The sequence below is a fragment of the Parasphingorhabdus sp. NYA22 genome (assembly GCF_976973735.1).
The window spans coordinates 1493114-1511545 of sequence record NZ_OZ333477.1; the positions used below are offsets into that span (position 1 = coordinate 1493114).

The following is an 18432-nucleotide window of genomic DNA, read 5'->3' on the forward strand; positions in this document are numbered from 1 at the left end:
AAATTTCGCTGCAATATTTATCCGAAACTTCCTGACAACTGACAGAATTTGTGTGTAGCGTGTTCCCAGAATCTACACCCTGTCAGAAGGAAGTTTTCCTATGCAAAATAATCTGTTTTCCATGCACGATAAAGTCTGCGTTATCACCGGAGGTTCCAGAGGGTTGGGGAAAGCCATGGCACGTGCCTTTCTGCAGGCTGGAGCACGCAAGGTCTATATCACTGCTCGCAAACCCGAGGAATGTCAGCAAACTGCCGAAGAACTGTCCGGACTGAACGATGGCGGTGAATGCGTGGCGCTTCCGGGCGACATGAGTAGCGGAGAAGCAATCGCAGAGTTCGCAAAGGCTCTGGCTAAACGGGAAAATCATATCGACGTTCTGGTCAATAATGCCGGCACCGGGTGGACAGCTTCGGTAGAAGAATTTCCCGAAATAGGCTGGGACAAGGTCATGGACCTCAACGTGAAGACGCCTTTCTTCCTCACCCAGCAGCTTTTGCCATTGTTGAAAGCAAATGCGACGGCAGAGAAAAGCGCCTCCGTCATCAACATTGGTTCCATAGCCGGAATCATGGGAAGCGCCGGAAGCGGCATTAGCTATGGCACGTCGAAGGCGGCGATCCACCATCTGACCCGCAATCTCGCCAGCCTCCTTGCCGATGATCATATCCGGGTAAACGCAATTGCGCCCGGACGCTTCCATTCCAAAATGACCAGTCTGGTTGAACAGGACAAGGAACAATATGAGCGGGAAATCGAAATGATACCGCTGCACCGCTGGGGCCATGACGCGGATATAATGGGACCGGCACTCTTGCTGGCAAGCAGTGCAGGGGCCTTCATGACCGGCGAGATCATCACGGTCGATGGCGGGTATTTGCTGGTTTAAACCTAACGGAATGGGTGCTCTGGTAGCACGGAAGCCCCCGTTCTGCGAGGGTCTTAGGGTTCCTAAGTTTCGGCGAAACTAACCGCCGCCCACATGATTCCCCACCGTCAGCGCTGCGCCGGTTGCGTCTTCTGAACGTTCCCAGTCGTGAAATGCGTTTCGGCGCACAATGATCCAGCCGCCATCGCGTCTTTCCAGCGTGTCGCAATAGCGGCCCGCGACGGTCCAGTCGGTGGCTTTGCTGCTGCCGTTGCAAGCATGAAAATCCGGGTTGCCTGCCTCGATATAGTGATAGGCAACAAAATTGGCTTCGGTGGTGGCGCTGTTGCCATCGTCCGACAGCTCAATATGGACATTGGAGATTGAATGGTGGGTGCCCGGGATAATTTCCAGGGTCTGGCTGGCAAAGCCGATAAATTCGTCCGGCGGGCCTTCGTAATCGCCATGTTTGTGAACATGGTCATCGGCAAAGCAGGAGCGGACGAGCGGCCAGTCGCGGCGATCGATCCCCTTGCAATATCGGTGCAGGATATCGCGAATTTCCTCGCGTGCCGACAGTTGCTCCAAAGTGTACATCCTTGATATCTCCTAATTTTGTCAGTCGTTATTATTTGACTCTGGTCCTAGCCTGAAACCAATATCTGATGAGGAGATAAAGCATGGGCAGACTGCAAGGCAAAGTGGCAATAATAACAGGTGCAGCCAAGGGACTGGGTGAAGCCGATGCGCGGATGTTCGCGCGGGAGGGCGCGACCGTCATCCTGACTGACATGGATGCAGAGAACGGCGAGCGGGTTGCCGGAGAGATCGGAGCCGCTGCGGAGTTTCTGGTCCAGGATGTCGCTGATGAACAGGGCTGGGAGGATCTGATTGCCGATGTTGTGTCGCGCCATGGCAGACTCGACATATTGGTCAATAATGCCGGCGTGGTCGAACCCGGGACGATCGAGACGCAAACGACCGAGGAATATCGCTTCGTCATGGCGGTCAGCGCCGATGGCGCCTTTTATGGCTGCAAATATGCAGTTCCTGCGATGAAAGCATCGGGTGGCGGCGCGATCATCAATATGTGCTCGATCGCCTCGATCATCGGCGAGCCGATTGTCGTCGCTTATTCGATGGCGAAAGGCGCGATCGAAAGCCTGACCCGCAGCGTCGCGGTCCATTGCGCGAATAATAAATATAATATTCGCTGTAACAGCGTTCATCCTGCCGGCATATTGACGCCGATGGTCGAGGCCATTGGCCCCAAGGTCATGGGCCGCGACGATCTCCGCCCCTCGAGCGACGGACCGGCGCCGAGCGCACTGGGCGAACCGGATGATATCGCCAACACCGTGCTGTTCCTCGCCTCTGACGAAAGCAAGTTCATCAACGGTGCGGCGATCCGCGTGGATAATGCGAAGTCGGTGGTGGAAGGCGTGGTTCCCTGATGTCTTGAGGGAGAGCAGCGGTCTGGATTGTCGCTCTCGATCTGAGTCGGGTCATTATGTTGGCGCAGGCCTGTGCCTGCGTCGTCTCCAGTTCCTGTCGCTTCAGCGCAGAACAGGTTGCACTTTGATCTGATGGTTCGCTTTTCGACGCCTGCCTGCGATGGTGAGTCTCATCCACTGCTGCGGAACAATCCTCGCTTCCCCCCTACTGGCACAGTAAGCACCGATGTTTCCATATTTCGTATAATAGCCAGCGCGATTTCTGACCGTCCGCGCAACGATAGGGCGAAGCGGATCTGACTGACGTTGAACTCGTCCTGATGCGTGGTGGATACGCTTGTTTACGCTCCGTAAAGGATGTTGGGCTAGCGTCCTTCCAGGGTTGAAAATCAAAAGATTCTGGAAATCGGCGCGCTTATAATGATGAAATTGCGTTATCTATTGTGGCTGTTTCTGATCAGCCCGCTTTTCATAGCGCCACCTATGTCTCCGGCGATGGCAGAGTCGACGGCCATAACGAATTTCAGTCACCGCATTTGTAGTCTGGCAGGCCATGCCGAGGCCGGCCCGGAAGAGATATTGAAATTGCGCCCCGCTTTTGATTGCGGTCCCGACAAGCTGGCCAAAAACACCGATATGTTGTGGATGATAGCGGATATCGGTGATTTGCAAAAAGATATGGCGGAGCCGGTGATGCGCTTTCGCGCGGCGCGGCAGGGCGCTGTGACGCTGCATAGCATTTATCCCGATGGTAGCAGCCAGACAAAATTATATAATCAGGCCGAGATGACCGCACGCTGGCGCTCGCCTTATGCTGTCGCGCTGCCTCTGGTCAGCCGTGATGGCCAGCATCCGGAAACGGTTCTGATCGGCGCCGCCAATCCATGGGATCCGTCCAACTGGAATGACATAGAATTGGTTGATGCCAAGGACGATCTGGCGCTGCATGAACGCGGCGAGATGGTCAGCGTCCTGGTTGCGGGACTGCTTCTCGCTCCATTGCTACTGGACTTTGTGTTTTTCGTCGTGATGCGCCAGCGTTTCATTCTCTACCACAGCTTGATGGTGGTCGCCATTGTGGTCAATCACATCTGCTGGTCGGGGCAGATATTTGACCTGTTTCCTGCGGCGACCCTGGTTCAGCGATCATGGATCGCCTTTATCGCGCTGGCGACTCTGGCCTTTGGCGGATGCATGCTGATCCGCTCGCTTTGCAATCCGGACAAGCTTGGAAAATGGGGCGCGTTTTCACTAAAATTTGTGGCCTGGAGCACTTTGGCCACGACCACTATTGTCATGATTTTTGCCGAGCAATTGTCGCTGACCGGTTCGCTAATCTTCCATGTTGTCTATGGTTCCATGGCTCTTGTCGCGCTCGGCAATTTGCTACACTGCGCGGTCAAGGGTGACAAAATGGCAATGTTGTTGCTGATGGGCCTGTCTGGTGCGGGATTTATAGCTCTGTGCCGGATTGTCCGCGCTTTCGGCTGGATTGACGATCTGCCGATTTTTGATTTCGGATTTTACATCGCTATTCTGGCGGAAGTATTGGCTACCAGCATTGTCGTCGGATATCGAGCGATGGGTATGCGTCGCGAGCGAGATGATGCCCTCATGGTCAGGCAGGGGCTCGAAGATATCGCATATACTGATGAACTGACTGGCGTGCCCAATCGCCGTGCCTTTTCCATGGCATTTTCCAAATTTGCCGGGCTCCGGAAGAACCGGGATCGGATCTGGGCATTGGGGGTTATCGACGTCGACAATTTCAAAAATGTAAATGACCGCTACGGCCATGACGTCGGTGACAAGGTATTGGTACAAGTGGCATCAATCCTGAACAGCCGTTGCGGACATGGCGATTATTTCGCGCGTTTCGGCGGTGAGGAATTTGCCGTGCTGATTTCCGGCCGGACCACAAATGATGTAGCGCGCTTTGCGCAGGAACTGGTGGACAGCTGCGCCGAGCATGATTTCAAGGACGGTGAAGATACGATCGGCCAGGTGACCCTGAGTATCGGTCTGCACGTGTTGGACAACGAGTCAGAGACCGATCTGGGAACAAGTTTCCGTTTGGCCGACAAGGCGCTGTATGAAGCGAAGAGGTCCGGCAGAAACCGGATACGCTTGGCATCGCCCGGCCAGCCAGAACTGATTGCTGCCTGAAAACCGCTTTCCTACACCCGATCCCTTCGTTTATTATTGCCGCGGGTCTCTCGGTCTGCTCAGCGCAGGCGTGGACCGGGCTCTTTGACAATTTAGCGATTACGAACCCCCTTCTGCACGCCCACAAAAACTGAACGGACCGAATGGCAGCGAAGATAGAAAGGTCACACTCGCCGCACTACTGCCGGTCCGAAAGTCGAGAAAAGCTCTGGCTTCGGGGCAAAAATCACGGAAAACAAAAGCAGTCATTTCTGTAAAGTTTACGTTGCAACGCGGGATTGGTACGGTCGGTACGAAGTCATAAAGGCTGGAAGACAGCGCCCGATCCCTCGCTATCTTCGAATTACGATGACGTCCCGATATTGAAGTGCAAATTTGCGCCCGCCAGGCGACAAAGGTTGCGTTTGCAACCGGAAGTGAGATAATCGGTTATCATCTGGCAACTGATCAACACGATGAATCCATTGATCATTGTCTGCTCTCACAATGACATTTGAATCCCCCAATCGAAAACATGTCGGCAAATTTATTAGGAAGTCTTTGATCCATGAACACTCTGATGGACTACCGGGAAAAAATCCGCACGCATCATCGCAGCGATGAAGCCGAGATTCTGGACCATCTGATATCGAATTTCGGTCCGGACGAGCAGACGCGCAAGCGGATTCAGGAACGGGCGATACAGGTCGTCCGGGACGTACGGAGTGCATCCGGGCCGACACTGACCGAGAGTTTTCTGGGCGAATATGGTCTGTCGACCGACGAGGGTCTGGCGCTGATGACGCTGGCCGAGGCGCTGCTACGCGTGCCGGACAACCAGACGATTGACGCGCTGATCGAGGACAAGATCGGCCCCTCCAACTGGCGCGATCATATCGGACAGTCGGAAAGCTCGCTGGTCAATGCCTCGACCTATGCGCTGGAGATGACGCGCAGCGTGATCAACAAGCCGGCAAGTCGCGGACCGCTGGATGCTCTGCGCGGCGCGATCAAGCGACTGGGCGAGCCGGTGATCCGGGTGGCTGTGCGTCAGGCGATGAAAGAACTCGGCAATCAGTTCGTGCTCGGGGAAGATATGAAGCTGGCGCTCAAGCGGGCAGAGAAGTGGAAGGCCAAGGGCGCCACTTACTCCTATGACATGCTGGGAGAGGCTGCGATTACGCAAGACGGCGCGGATGAATATTTCGCCGCTTATGCCGACGCGATCAAGGAAATCGCCAAGGTTGCCGTTTCTGATGACCTCCGGGAAAATCCCGGCCTGTCGATAAAATTATCGGCGCTTTATCCCCGTTACGAGATGAGCCAGCAGGCAAAAGCGGTTCCCGAACTCGCCGACCGTGTCGGTGAACTGGCGCGCGCTGCGCGCGATGCCAATGTCGGGCTGAACATCGATGCCGAGGAAGCCTATCGTCTCGGCATATCGCTCGACATGATCGAGATGGTACTCAGCGATCCGCGGCTCGCCGGCTGGGACGGCTTTGGCGTTGTCGTGCAGGCCTTTGGCAAGCGGGCGAGCTTCGTGCTCGACTGGCTCTATTCGCTGGCGACCCAGCTCGACAGAAAGATCATGGTCCGTCTGGTCAAGGGCGCCTATTGGGACAGCGAGATCAAGCGCGCGCAAATGGATGGCGTGCCAGACTTTTCCGTATTCACGACCAAATCGGCGACCGATATCAGCTATATCTGCTGCGCGTCCCAGCTGCTGAAAATGACCGATCGTATCTATCCGCAATTTGCCACGCATAATGCGCACAGCGTTGCGGCCATTCTTGAAATGGCGGGCAACCAGCAGGACTTCGAATTCCAGCGGCTGCACGGCATGGGCGAGACCTTGCACGATGCGCTGCTCCGCAACGAAAAAGTCCGGTCACGGATCTATGCGCCTGTCGGGAAACACCGGGAATTGCTGGCCTATCTGGTGCGCCGCCTGCTCGAGAACGGTGCCAACTCGTCCTTTGTCAACCAGCTGGCCAACCATACCGTGGCTGCCGAAATGATTGCCACTGATCCGTTCGAGACGCTGGAGGCGGATCAGCAATCCAGCCAGTCGAAGATCATCAAGCCGGCCGATCTGTACCAGCCGGAACGCGTCAACTCGCGCGGCTGGGATCTGGCCAATCGCACCGACATGAATGAATATGTCGGCGAGCGCGCTCCCTTTGCCGAGAAGCTGTGGCGTTCCTCGCCGATCACCGTGCGGCCGGTGACCAGCGGAACCGCGCGGAAGATTTTCAATCCGGCGCGCGACGACAGCCAGGTTGGCGAAGTGATCGAGGCCGATGAAAGCCAGGCGCTTGAAGCGATAGAAGATGCGCGCGTCTGGGATGCGCCCGTCGCCGAGCGCGCTGCGATACTGCGCAGGGCTGCCGACCTTTACGAGCATCATCACGGCGAAATTTTCGCATTGCTGGCGCGGGAAGCGGGCAAGACCCAGTTCGATACCATCGCTGAATTGCGCGAAGCGGTCGATTTTTTGCGCTATTACGCGAAGGAAGCTGAGAAGCATCCCCTGAGCAAGCCGCGCGGCATAATCAGCTGCATCTCTCCCTGGAACTTCCCGCTGGCGATTTTTACCGGTCAGGTGGCTGCGGCTCTGGCTGCCGGCAACGGGGTACTGGCGAAACCGGCGGACCAGACGCCGCTTATTGCCGCTCTTGCCACCAATTTGCTGCACGAAGCTGGCGTACCTGCGGCTGCTTTGCAGTTGCTGCCGGGTGCCGGCGCCACGGTGGGGGCCACAATCAGTGGTGACGCCCGCATCAATGGCGTGGTTTTTACCGGCTCCACTGCAACAGCGCAGACGATAAACCGGAATATCGCCGGAAATGGTCAGGCTGACTCGCTGCTGATCGCAGAGACCGGCGGCCTGAACTGCATGATCGTCGATTCAACCGCTTTGCCGGAACAATCGGTTCGCGATATTATCACGTCGGCGTTCCAGTCGGCCGGGCAGCGTTGCTCGGCGTTGCGGGTGCTCTATCTGCAAGAGGATGTCGCCGAGCCATTTCTGAACATGCTCTACGGTGCAATGGACGCAACGGAGATGGGCAACCCCTGGTGGCTGTCGACCGATATCGGGCCTGTCATTGATCAGGCGGCCCATGACAAGATCAGCGCGCACATTGCCGCCGCACAGACCGGGGGCAGGCTGCTGAAACAGCTGGACTGTCCCGATGAAGGTCATTTTGTCGGACCGGCAGTCATCAAGGTCGACGGAATTGGCGATCTGGAAAAAGAGATATTCGGTCCGGTCCTGCATGTAGCCACATTCAAGAGCGGCGAACTCGACAAGGTGATCAGCGATATCAACGGACGCGGATATGGGCTGACATTTGGCCTGCAGACACGCATCGAGCGGCGCATCGACAAATTGACCAGCGCGATGAAGGTCGGGAATATCTACGTCAATCGCAATCAGGTCGGCGCTGTTGTTGGTTCGCAACCCTTTGGCGGGGAAGGCCTTTCCGGTACTGGTCCGAAGGCTGGCGGCCCGCATTATCTGCCGCGCTTTTATCAAGGCTCCAGACCGGTATCGCTCGTGATCCATGATGGGGAATTGAGCCTTGAAGCGGTGCAAAAGGCATTAAACAATCTACCGGCGGTCGATACGCGACCCCGCAGTTCCGAGATCATGCCCGGACCTACCGGGGAATCGAACGAGCTGTTCACCTATGCGCGAGGAACGATATTGTGCCTCGGCCCAACGCCGGAAGATGCTGCAAAGCAGTCGGAGACGGCGCATCAGCAAGGATGTGTATCGCTGATCTGCGTTCCCGGCGCTGCGGGAGAGCAGGCGCTCGACGGATTTGTACCTCGCGAAACTTTATCCGTGTTGACCGGTATTGACGCCGTTGTCTGCTGGAGTGAGATTGAAGATATCCGAGCCATCCGCAAGGCGCTTGCCGAACGGGACGGACCGCTGATCCCGATAATTACCGAAGAGAATTTTGGTCACCAGTGTCTGGTCGAACGGCACGTCTGTATTGATACAACCGCTGCGGGGGGAAATGTCTCGCTACTGACCTGAGGGTTTGGATGCCGTCGGGCGGCTCCAGCCGAGGGTTAATGCTCGGGGCTACCGGTTCGCTCTACGCTTGCCTTTAACCATGTATCTAGAGTAGCTTATCCTGATGGAGCGCGAAAAAAATTCCAGCATGAAAAATCAGATGGCGATTTCCAAATCGGATTTGCCGACGGCCTCGGTAATGGGGTTGATCGAAAAAAGCCCGATTGCCTCGGTGGTTAGCAATCCGCGTTTGCCGGACAATCCGCTTGTCGCCGTCAATGATGCCTTTGTGGAACTGACGGGCTATGACCGGGACTTCATTATCGGCCGAAATTGCCGCTTTCTGTCTGGTGAAGAGACAAAACCCTGGCTGACAGAGGAAATCCGGCGCGGCGTAAGACAGCAAAAGTCCGTTCTGGTCGAGATTTTGAATTACAAGAAGGATGGCACGCCGTTCCAGAATGCTGTGCTGGTGGCTCCCTTGTTCGACGAAGATGGCGAACTGGAGTATTTTCTCGGATCACAGGTGGAAATCGATGCCGATGTGCCGAGCCTGGCGAAAGCGCGGCGGATGCGGGCTGTCGGGATTGTGAAAGAGCTGTCGAAACGGCAACGGGAAGTGCTGCAATTCATCGCCAAGGGACTGCTCAACAAACAGATCGCGCATGAACTGGGTCTCAGCGAGCGGACCGTGAAAATGCATCGTTCGATCCTGATGAAACGGCTCGATGTTCCAAGCGCGGCGGACATGGTCCGGCTGGCTGTCGAAGCGGGAATGTAATCATACGGTCCTAGGGCCGTATAGATTTGGCGCTGATCACGATCTATTTATGAAAATGCATCGCGGGCTGGAGTTTCTTTTCCGAATTCGGGCCGCAGACTTTTTTGGATAACATTTCTCCCTCCTCCTTGTTGTCCAAAGATTTTCAGCCCGTGATGCACTTTTCCCTAAAATTGATCGGCGATCGCGATCATCCTGGTGAGCCGCTTTGGTGCTACCTGGCACCAGCTGCTGTAAAGCCGGCTTGCAATATGGTCCCAATCGGTGCGACCGGTGTCGAGGCGGATCGCGATCCAGCCAGACTTTCCGTAGAATTTGGGTGCATAATATAGTTCGGGATCGGCATCGATCAGCGCAGACTGTTTGTCCAGGCCAGCCGTCTTGACGAGCAGGGCGATACTGGCTTCGCCATGATGACTCTGCGCGAAATAGGCGAAATATTTTCCCGTCGTTTTGCTCCCCACCCGCCAGCCGGGGGCACCGAAGCTGGTCCGTTCGTGGGTTTCCTCGAGCGCCAGCGCACGCTCGCGAATCTGCGTCAAGATCCAGTCCGGGTCGGCTTCGCGCGTGACATATTTGGCCAGCGTGGCCGGATAGAGTTGATGCTCGGCGATCAAGATACGGCTGGCCAGACTGTCGGCATCGTCATCGGGCAGGATGGCGACCTCGGTCTGGGCCAGCACCGGGCCGTCATCCAGTTCGGCGGTGACCAGATGCACGCTGCATCCCGCGACGCTGTCGCCGGCATCGATAGCGCGCTGATAGGTGTCGAGGCCCTTGTATTTCGGCAGCAGGCTGGGATGGATATTGATCATATGATCCGTCCATTTCCTGACAAAGCCATCGCTCAGGATCCGCATATAGCCGGCCAGCGCGACATATTCGGCGCCAGATGCGACGATAGCATCGTGCATGATGCCATCATGCGTTTCGCGCGTCAGGCCTTTGTGCGGATGGGCGAAGGTCGCGATGCCTTCTGCCTCGGCCAGCTTCAGGCCGGGCGCATCGGGATCATTGGATGCGACAAGTACGATGTCATAGGGGCAGTCGGATGATTTTGCGGCATAGACCATCGCCGCCATGTTGGATCCGCGGCCGGAAATTAATATCGCGATTTTGGCTTTTTCAGCCATTGTGGGTGGCGGTCCAGTCGTTCGTTGCCGACCATATACCGCGTGCGCCTGATACCGAGCAGCCTTTGGGGCCATCGCGAACATCGCCGATCCTGTGGACTGTCTCACCAGACGCCTCGAGGTCCGATGTGATTGCATCCGCTTCGTCTGCTGACACAGCCAGCACCATGCCGATGCCGCAATTGAACGTCCGCGCCATTTCTTCCGGCTCGATATTGCCCTGCGCCTGCAGGAAGGCCATCAGACGCGGCTGGTCCCAGTTTGACGCATCGACATGGGCATGCATGCCATCCGGCAACACGCGCGGGATATTTTCCAGCAAACCGCCTCCGGTGATATGGGCAAGTGCCTTGACCCGGCCAGACTGCATCAGCGGCAAGAGCGACTTCACATAGATCCGGGTTGGTGCGATCAAGGCTTCGATCAACAATATGTCGGGGTTGAACAGGGCAGGGCGATCCATTCTCCAGCCCTTGTCCGCCGCCAGCCGACGGACAAGTGAAAATCCGTTGGAATGCACGCCCGAGGATTCGAGCCCAAGCAGGACATCGCCTGCTTCAATTGTCGCTCCGGTAACGGCTTTTTCGCGCTCGACTGCGCCGACGCAGAAACCGGCGAGATCATAGTCGCCTTCGGCATACATGCCCGGCATTTCTGCCGTTTCACCACCGATCAGAGCGCAGCCTGACATTTTACAGCCATCGGCTATCCCGGCGACGACTCGTTCGGCGATGCCGTTTTCCAGCTTGCCGGTGGCAAAATAGTCGAGGAAGAACAAAGGTTCCGCGCCCTGAACGATCAGATCATTGACGCACATGGCGACAAGATCGATGCCGACCGTATCATGGCGGTCATAATCTATTGCCAGCTTGAGCTTTGTTCCGACACCGTCATTGGCAGCGACCAGCAGAGGGTCTTGATAGCCAGCCGCTTTCAGATCGAAAAATCCCCCGAAACCGCCGAGTTCGGCGTTTGCACCCGCACGCGCCGTGGCTTTTGCCAGCGGCGCGATCGCCTTTATCAGGGCATTGCCCGCTTCGATGGACACACCTGCTTTTGCATAGGTGTACGAATCCGGCTCATTTTGCTTTTCACTCATAACTTGAGCGATTAGACAAGTCGCGGCTGGATTTCCACGCCATAATCGTCAAAAGGGCGCAAATGAGTTTTTTGAGTAACTTCCGGGTCAAGATTGCCGCCGCTATTACCGTTGTGACTGTGCTCGCCGGAACGGTTGTCTATGCCCAGCTGGAAGGCACCCAACGCGGCGTCGCGCCATTGGCCAGCACCGGCGATTTCGAAGTGATGGGCGTGGAAGTTGATGTCCATGGTGACAATGCTTTTGATGCGCGCCGAAAAGGCTGGGAAGAAGCACAGCGCAAAGCCTGGAAGATGCTCTACAAACGGACGCAGGGTGGAGAAACCGCCGGCCTGCCTGACGGCACCCTCAATACAATCGTCTCCGCGATCATCGTCGAGCAAGAGCAGATCGGACCTAAACGCTATATCGCCACGCTCGGCGTGATGTTCGATCGTGCCAGAACAGGATCGATTCTGGGCGTTGGCGGCCGACGATTGCGATCGCCGCCGCTGCTGGTGCTGCCGATCATGTGGAGCGGGGGCTCACCCCAGGTATTCGAAAGCCGTACCGAATGGCAAAAGGCCTGGGCGCGATTCCGCTCGGGCGACAGCGCTATCGACTATGTGCGCCCTTATGGATCTGACAGCGAATCGCTGGTGCTGACGGCAGGGCAGGCTAATCGTCCGAGTCGCCGATGGTGGCGCAATATTCTTGATCAATTTGGCGCAGCGGATGTCATCATCCCGATCGTCCGGCTCACCTATAAATATCCCGGTGGTCCCGTGACGGGCCGCTTTACCGCCCGCTATGGTCCCGACAACCGTTATATCGACAGCTTCACCCTGAAAGTGGACCGCAGCGAAGATATTCCCAAGATGATGGATCAGGGCATCGTACGACTGGATAATATCTATTCGAGCGCCTTGTCGCGCGGCATTCTGAAAACCGACAAGTCGCTGATCATTGAGGATCCATTCAATCTCGACGAACTGAACCTGGATGATTTCGATCTGGATGACGATTTGGCTGTTGAGGTCGGTGAGGGCGATAATTCTGCGGCTGCAGCGGGTGCCAGCGCGTCCGAACCAGACGGAGAAGCGCCCGTGGTGGCTACGGCTGCCGCGACCAGCATCTCACTGCAATTCGATACGCCGGATGTCGGCGCTGTCGGACGCGGTGAAACTTCGGTACGCTCGATCCCGGGTGTCACGTCCGCTTCCACATCCAGCCTCGCTCTGGGCGGAGTTTCTGTCATGAGCGTGACGTACAGGGGCGATATTTCGACGCTGGCCCAGGCGCTGCGGGCACAAGGCTGGCAAGTCCAGCAAGGAGCGGGCGCCTTGCGTATCAGTCGTTCCGGACAATAATGTAGCGAGACCGTGAGTCAGATAGCTCTCCCTCTTGAACAAAAACCGTCGCCGGAACAGGGGGGGTATCTGGTGACCGCTGCCAATGCCGAGGTGCATCGGCACTTGCAGAACTGGCACGACTGGGCGCACCACACGCTGATTTTGACTGGCCCCGAAGGCTCTGGAAAAACCGCCATGGCTGCGGCTTTTGAAGCGGAGAGTGGCGGGCTCTGCCTCGACGATGCTGCAGAATATGAGGATACGGAGATATTCCATCTCTGGAATCGCGCCAATGGCGAGCATAAGCCGCTTTTGCTCTTGTCATCAAAACCGGTTTCGGAGTGGGAGATTATGCTTCCGGACTTGAAATCACGTCTGGCCGCGTCGCTGCATCTGGAAATCGGCGCGCCCGATCAGGCGATGATCGACGGCCTGTTTCAGAAATTTTTCGCGATTCGCGGTTTGACGATATCGGAAGACGCGCTGCGTTATCTGGAAAAGCGCATGGTCCGGTCCTATGCCATGGTGCGTCAACTGGCGCAAAAAATGGATGCGCTTGCGATTGAGAGTAAAAAACCGATCAATCTGGCGATCGCGAAATCAGCGCTCGGCTTTTTTGACGCTGATGATGAAAAGGTGGATATTTAGCCCATGGAAAATCCTGCTACAGAGTCACCGGATACGGACATATCGACAGGGGATGATGCCTCCGGTGCTTTTTCGGAAGATGGCAGCAAGCGCTATTTCAACCGTGAAATAAGCTGGCTGGGTTTTAACGAGCGGGTTATCGAAGAGGCCGAGAACACTGCTCATCCATTGCTCGAGCGGCTGCGCTTCCTGTCGATATCGGGCAACAATCTCGACGAATTCTTCATGGTTCGCTTTGCCGGACTGGTCGGACAATATCGCCAGAAGATAGAGGAGCGTTCAGCCGATGGCCTGACCGCTACGCAGCAGCTGGACGCCATAGCTGCCCGAACGGATTTGCTGATAGAACATCAGCAACGGGTCTGGGCGGCCCTGTCCAAGACGCTGGCCGACGAAGATATTTTTGTCTCGGCAGTGGGCGATCTTCCCAAGGAATCGAAGGCCTGGTTGAGACAACATTTTATCGACCAGATATTTCCGGTGCTGACTCCGCAAGCGCTCGATCCGGCCCATCCCTTCCCGTTCATCCCCAACAAGGGGCTGAGCCTGGTTTTCGATCTGGTCAGGGAATCGGACAATCAGGGTATCAGGGAACTGGTGATGATTCCGTCGGGCCTCCCGCGTTTCATCCGCTTGCCCGGTGAATCGGCTATCTATGTTTCTGTAGAGACAACAATCCAGGAATTTTCCGACATTCTTTTTCCTGGCTATGCAGTAAAAAACAGCGGACTTTTCCGGATCATCCGCGACAGCGATATCGAGGTTGAAGAAGAGGCAGAAGATCTTGTCCGCTATTTCCGCAGTGCGATCAAACGTCGGCGGCGCGGTGATGTAATCCGGCTGGAAATGGGGCCGAATCTCGCCGAACCGGTGATTGCAATGTTGCGTGCAAATCTGCTCGATGACGGTGCCACCGAAAGCCGCATCAATGGTTTGGTTGGTGTCGGTGATCTCGACATATTGGTCGATGAAGATCGCCCCGATCTTAAATTTACGCCTTACAGCCCGCGTTTTCCAGAACGCATTCGCGATCATGGCGGTGACTGTTTTGCCGCGATCCGTGACAAGGATATCCTCGTCCATCATCCCTATGAATCGTTCGAGGTGGTGATCGAGTTTCTGCGGCAGGCCGCTGCCGATCCCGACGTGGTGGCGATCAAACAGACGCTATATCGTGCAGGCAAGCAATCCGCCGTCATACGAGCGCTGATCGATGCCGCCGAGGCGGGCAAATCGGTAACCGCAATCGTCGAACTCAAGGCACGCTTTGACGAAGAGCAGAACCTGCTCTGGGCAAGCGCGCTGGAGCGTGCCGGTGTGCAGGTCGTCTACGGATTTATCGAATGGAAGACCCACGCAAAAATATCGATGGTCGTGCGCAAGGAGCAGGAAGGCTATCGCACCTATTGCCATTTCGGCACCGGCAACTATCATCCGATAACCGCTAAAATTTATACCGATCTCAGCTTCTTCACCGCTGACCCGAGGGCCGCGCGCGATGCGGCGCAGTTGTTCAACTATATCACCGGCTATGTTGAGCCGAAAGCGCTGGAGCTCATCTCGATGTCCCCGCGCGACATGCGCAACGACCTGATGGGACTGATCGATCAGGAAATTGCCAATGTCCGCGCCGGCAAACCCGGCATGGTCTGGGCCAAGATGAATTCACTGGTTGATCCGGCGCTGATCGAGAAATTATATCAGGCGAGCAATGCCGGTGTCGAAATCGATCTGGTGGTTCGGGGTATCTGCTGCCTGCGACCCGATGTGCCAGGCATGTCGGATCATATCCGCGTAAAATCTGTGGTTGGGCGTTTTCTGGAACACAGCCGTATCTGGGCCTTTGGCAACGGCAAGGATTTGCCCAATGACGGAGCAAAACTCTATATTTCCTCTGCGGACTGGATGCCGCGCAATCTCGACCGCCGCGTCGAATATATGATGCCGATCACCAACAAGACCGTTCATGACCAGATATTGGACCAGGTCATGGTGGCCAATCTGATTGATGACGAGCAGAGCTGGGAGCTGAATTCCGATGGCAGCTATACTAGAGTGAAACCTTCCGACAAGCCGTTCAACCTGCATCGCTATTTCATGACCAATCCATCGCTCTCCGGACGTGGCAAGGCGCTCAAGAAAAGCAATGCAGTGCCGCGCCTCAGCTTGCGCCGCCGCAAGAAAAAGGCGTGACCGGGGTGCTGGTGCAAACAGCTGCTGAGTCTCAATCCGTTCAAGCGAGAAAGAAACACGGCAGCCAGCGTACGGCAATCGTCGATATCGGCTCAAACTCGATCCGGCTGGTTGTCTACCAGGGTCCGGTCAGGGTTCCGGCGATATTGTTCAATGAAAAGGTGATGGCCGGCCTCGGCAAGGAATTGTCGACCACTGGAGCGATTGCAAAGGATTCAATGGCGCTCGCCGAGCGTGGCCTGAAGCGTTTCCATCGCCTGTGCGTGGAAATGGAAGTCGACAGCATCAAGAGTTTCGCCACGGCTGCCGTGCGGGATGCCAGCAACGGCAAGGATCTGCTGAAAGCCGCGCGCGAGATCGGCTATGATGTGGTGGTTCTGCAAGGGGACGAAGAAGCCGAATCGGCGGCGTTGGGTGTCATCTCGGGAATACCGGATGCCAAGGGCATAGTAGGCGATCTGGGCGGTGGCAGCCTGGAGCTGGCGATGGTCGCAAATGGCAAGGTTCTGGAACGCTTTTCCTTCCCGCTTGGTGTGCTGAGGGTCGCCGATCTGCGCGCCAAGGGACAGGATGCTCTGAAAACCCAGGTGCGCAAGATGCTCAAAAAAACCGGATGGGAGAAGCAGGCGCAGGAGCTTCCCTTCTATCTGGTCGGTGGTTCCTGGCGGTCGCTGGCGCGGCTCGACATGTTTGACAGCCATTATCCGCTTCCCGTTATTCACAATTACGAAATGGAACCGCGCCGCGCACAGCGGCTGGTCAGTCGGCTGGCGCAATTGAACCGGGACAAGCTCAAGAATGTGCCCGGGCTCTCTACCTCGCGCATCCCGACGCTGAAGGATGCCGCCTGGCTGTTGTCGATGCTGGTGCGCTATCTGAACAGCAGCAAGATGGTGGTTTCTGCTTATGGCGTGCGGGAAGGCTTGCTCTACCAGAGCATCAGCAAGCAGGAAGCGGCACGTGATCCGCTGTTGCTTGCGACCGAAGATGCCGGAGCGGCACAAGCCCGTTTCCCGGCGAACAGCAAATTGCTCGGCAAATGGATTGCCGACATTTTTTCCGATGAGCCGGTCGAATGGCATCGTATCCGTCAGGCCGCCTGCAATCTGGGCGATGTCGCGTGGCGGGCGAATCCGAACTTCCGGGCCGAGCGGGGACTGGAAATCGGATTGCACGGCAACTGGGTGGCTATCAGCGGCCCGGAACGCGAGATGCTGGGGCAGGCGCTCTTTACCAGTTTCGGCGGCGGCAATTACATATTCCCCGGTGGCGGCAAGCTCGCCAGTGAACAGGCAACGCAGCGTGCGATCAGTTGGGGGCTTGCGATGCGGCTGGCGCAGCGACTGAGCGGCGGGACCCGCAATCCGCTGGAGCAAACGCAAATCCGCAAGTCCGGGAAAAAGCTCGAGCTGACGATCGCCGGTGACCTGGTCCATCTTTATGGTGATGCGGTTGCCAAACGGCACGGCCATCTCGCGAACATGATGGGGTTGGAGCCGGTGATGATCGCCGTCTAGCTATTCCGCTTCAGCGGTGTCACCTTCCTGCTGGTGGGTCATTTTGAGCTTGCCGTCCTTGACCGTGAAGCTCACCCGGCCTTCGACCAGATCCAGTGCGTCCCTGCCAAATTCTTCGTAGCGCCAGCCCTCCAGCAGCGGAACACCTTCGCGCTCTCCGGCGACAATACGTTCCAGATCGTCGGCGCGGGCCAGCAGCCGGGATGCGACATTCATTTCCGCCGACCGTATCTTGAGCAACAATTTTAGCAGATCGGTTACCAGAGCATTGGACTTGCCATTTTTGGGGCGCCGGCCAATTTTCAGTGGCAAATCGTCCCGTGACAGGGGCTCCGCCTGTTCGATCACTTCCATCAAACGCGCGCCTATATCGTTATTCTTCCAGCCGGCCGAAAGACCGCGGACCTGTCCCAGCTTGACCTGGTCTCTGGGCGGATTGGCAGCAATGTCGGCTAGTGTTTCGTCGCGCATGATCCGCCCGCGTGGCAAGTCTTTCGACTGGGCTTCAATCTCCCGCCAGGCGGCGATTGCTTTCAGCCTTCCCAGCATCTCCAGATTGCGGCCTTGCGATTTGACCCGCAGCCAGGATTTCTCCGGATCATTGACATAATTGTCGGGATCAGCGAGCTTTTCCATCTCTGCATTGATCCACATGCCGCGACCGGTCTCCCGCAATTTATCCAGCATTTTCGGGAAAATATCTGCGAGATGGGTGACATCGGCGATTGCATATTCCAGCTGGCGTGCATTGAGCGGGCGCCGCGACCAGTCGGTAAAGCGAGCGCCTTTGTCCAAAGTGATACCGAGCCAGCTGTCCACGAGATTGGCATAGCCGATCTGTTCGCTCTGGCCGATCGCCATGGCGGCAATCTGGGTATCGAAAATCGGGTGGGGGGTCTTGCCGGTGATATTGTGGATGATTTCGACATCCTGTCCGCCGGCGTGGAAAATCTTGAGCACGTTTTCATTGTTGACCAGCAGTTCCATCAGCGGACCGAGGTCAACACCTTTGGCCAAGGGGTCAATCGCGGCCGCTTCCTTGCCATCGGAAATCTGGATGAGGCAGAGAATAGGCCAATAGGTATTCTCGCGCATGAACTCTGTATCAACTGCCACGAAATCGGCAGTCGCAAAGCGAGTGCAGATATCGGCGATGTCCTGATTGGTCGTCAGCAAATTATGGATGTGCATTTTTATCCTATACAGCGGGCGGCTCATCCCGCAAACAATTCGTGG

At 56.5% G+C, this 18432-nt stretch carries 13 protein-coding genes; 9 read left to right on the forward strand and 4 right to left on the reverse strand.

The window, feature by feature from the left end:
* The first annotated feature begins 100 nt into the window (after positions 1 to 100).
* Complete coding sequence (locus ACWFTY_RS07245) at positions 101 to 889, forward strand: SDR family oxidoreductase (protein ID WP_447526597.1); 789 nt, start codon at positions 101 to 103, stop codon at positions 887 to 889.
* Positions 890 to 967: 78 nt separating this feature from the next.
* Here ACWFTY_RS07245 and ACWFTY_RS07250 read toward each other — a convergent pair whose 3' ends face one another.
* A complete protein-coding gene (locus tag ACWFTY_RS07250; protein WP_447526598.1) occupies positions 968 to 1465 on the reverse strand; it encodes a nuclear transport factor 2 family protein in 498 nt (165 codons plus the stop codon).
* 83 nt (positions 1466 to 1548) lie between these two features.
* Here ACWFTY_RS07250 and ACWFTY_RS07255 point away from each other — a divergent pair, with 83 nt between their 5' ends.
* The 4 genes from ACWFTY_RS07255 (at position 1549) to ACWFTY_RS07270 (ending at position 9275) form a co-directional block, all read left to right on the forward strand.
* Positions 1549 to 2322 carry an SDR family oxidoreductase gene (locus tag ACWFTY_RS07255; protein ID WP_447526599.1) on the forward strand — a complete coding sequence of 258 codons (774 nt, stop codon included), beginning with the start codon at positions 1549 to 1551 and terminating at the stop codon, positions 2320 to 2322.
* Positions 2323 to 2742: 420 nt separating this feature from the next.
* Positions 2743 to 4488 (forward strand): sensor domain-containing diguanylate cyclase, encoded by a 1746-nt coding sequence (locus ACWFTY_RS07260; RefSeq protein ID WP_447526600.1) that lies wholly within the window; start codon positions 2743 to 2745, stop codon positions 4486 to 4488.
* 547 nt (positions 4489 to 5035) lie between these two features.
* Positions 5036 to 8515 carry a bifunctional proline dehydrogenase/L-glutamate gamma-semialdehyde dehydrogenase PutA gene (gene putA / locus ACWFTY_RS07265; protein ID WP_447526601.1) on the forward strand — a complete coding sequence of 1160 codons (3480 nt, stop codon included), beginning with the start codon at positions 5036 to 5038 and terminating at the stop codon, positions 8513 to 8515.
* A gap of 127 nt (positions 8516 to 8642) precedes the next feature.
* Positions 8643 to 9275 (forward strand): LuxR C-terminal-related transcriptional regulator, encoded by a 633-nt coding sequence (locus tag ACWFTY_RS07270; protein ID WP_447526602.1) that lies wholly within the window; start codon positions 8643 to 8645, stop codon positions 9273 to 9275.
* Positions 9276 to 9442: 167 nt separating this feature from the next.
* Here ACWFTY_RS07270 and purN read toward each other — a convergent pair whose 3' ends face one another.
* A complete protein-coding gene (purN, locus tag ACWFTY_RS07275; protein ID WP_447526603.1) occupies positions 9443 to 10408 on the reverse strand; it encodes a phosphoribosylglycinamide formyltransferase in 966 nt (321 codons plus the stop codon).
* Positions 10401 to 11507, reverse strand: a complete 1107-nt coding sequence (gene purM / locus ACWFTY_RS07280; protein WP_447526604.1) for a phosphoribosylformylglycinamidine cyclo-ligase — start codon at positions 11505 to 11507, stop codon at positions 10401 to 10403. The genes purN and purM overlap by 8 nt, the downstream gene beginning before the upstream one ends.
* A gap of 62 nt (positions 11508 to 11569) precedes the next feature.
* Between purM and ACWFTY_RS07285 the strand changes: the two genes are divergently transcribed.
* From ACWFTY_RS07285 to ACWFTY_RS07300, 4 genes are all read left to right on the forward strand, one after another.
* Positions 11570 to 12856, forward strand: a complete 1287-nt coding sequence (locus tag ACWFTY_RS07285; RefSeq protein WP_447526605.1) for a heavy-metal-associated domain-containing protein — start codon at positions 11570 to 11572, stop codon at positions 12854 to 12856.
* A gap of 72 nt (positions 12857 to 12928) precedes the next feature.
* On the forward strand, positions 12929 to 13486 hold the full coding sequence (locus tag ACWFTY_RS07290) for a hypothetical protein (RefSeq protein WP_447526606.1): 558 nt from the start codon (positions 12929 to 12931) through the stop codon (positions 13484 to 13486).
* 3 nt (positions 13487 to 13489) lie between these two features.
* Positions 13490 to 15679, forward strand: a complete 2190-nt coding sequence (locus tag ACWFTY_RS07295) for an RNA degradosome polyphosphate kinase (RefSeq protein WP_447526607.1) — start codon at positions 13490 to 13492, stop codon at positions 15677 to 15679.
* Positions 15676 to 17196: a Ppx/GppA phosphatase family protein gene (locus tag ACWFTY_RS07300; RefSeq protein WP_447526608.1), complete on the forward strand. Its 1521-nt coding sequence runs from the start codon at positions 15676 to 15678 to the stop codon at positions 17194 to 17196. Before ACWFTY_RS07295 ends, ACWFTY_RS07300 begins: the two co-directional genes overlap by 4 nt.
* Here ACWFTY_RS07300 and rnd read toward each other — a convergent pair whose 3' ends face one another.
* Entirely contained in the window at positions 17197 to 18387 is a 1191-nt protein-coding gene (rnd, locus tag ACWFTY_RS07305; protein ID WP_447526609.1) for a ribonuclease D, read from the reverse strand.
* Positions 18388 to 18432: the final 45 nt, after the last annotated feature.

Coding starts and splice junctions, on each gene's coding strand:
- ACWFTY_RS07245 (WP_447526597.1), top strand. CDS start 101: ATGCAAAATAATCTGTTTTCCATGCACGATAAAGTCTGCGTTATCACC.
- ACWFTY_RS07250 (WP_447526598.1), bottom strand. CDS start 1,465: ATGTACACTTTGGAGCAACTGTCGGCACGCGAGGAAATTCGCGATATC.
- ACWFTY_RS07255 (WP_447526599.1), top strand. CDS start 1,549: ATGGGCAGACTGCAAGGCAAAGTGGCAATAATAACAGGTGCAGCCAAG.
- ACWFTY_RS07260 (WP_447526600.1), top strand. CDS start 2,743: ATGATGAAATTGCGTTATCTATTGTGGCTGTTTCTGATCAGCCCGCTT.
- putA (WP_447526601.1), top strand. CDS start 5,036: ATGAACACTCTGATGGACTACCGGGAAAAAATCCGCACGCATCATCGC.
- ACWFTY_RS07270 (WP_447526602.1), top strand. CDS start 8,643: ATGAAAAATCAGATGGCGATTTCCAAATCGGATTTGCCGACGGCCTCG.
- purN (WP_447526603.1), bottom strand. CDS start 10,408: ATGGCTGAAAAAGCCAAAATCGCGATATTAATTTCCGGCCGCGGATCC.
- purM (WP_447526604.1), bottom strand. CDS start 11,507: ATGAGTGAAAAGCAAAATGAGCCGGATTCGTACACCTATGCAAAAGCA.
- ACWFTY_RS07285 (WP_447526605.1), top strand. CDS start 11,570: ATGAGTTTTTTGAGTAACTTCCGGGTCAAGATTGCCGCCGCTATTACC.
- ACWFTY_RS07295 (WP_447526607.1), top strand. CDS start 13,490: ATGGAAAATCCTGCTACAGAGTCACCGGATACGGACATATCGACAGGG.
- rnd (WP_447526609.1), bottom strand. CDS start 18,387: ATGCACATCCATAATTTGCTGACGACCAATCAGGACATCGCCGATATC.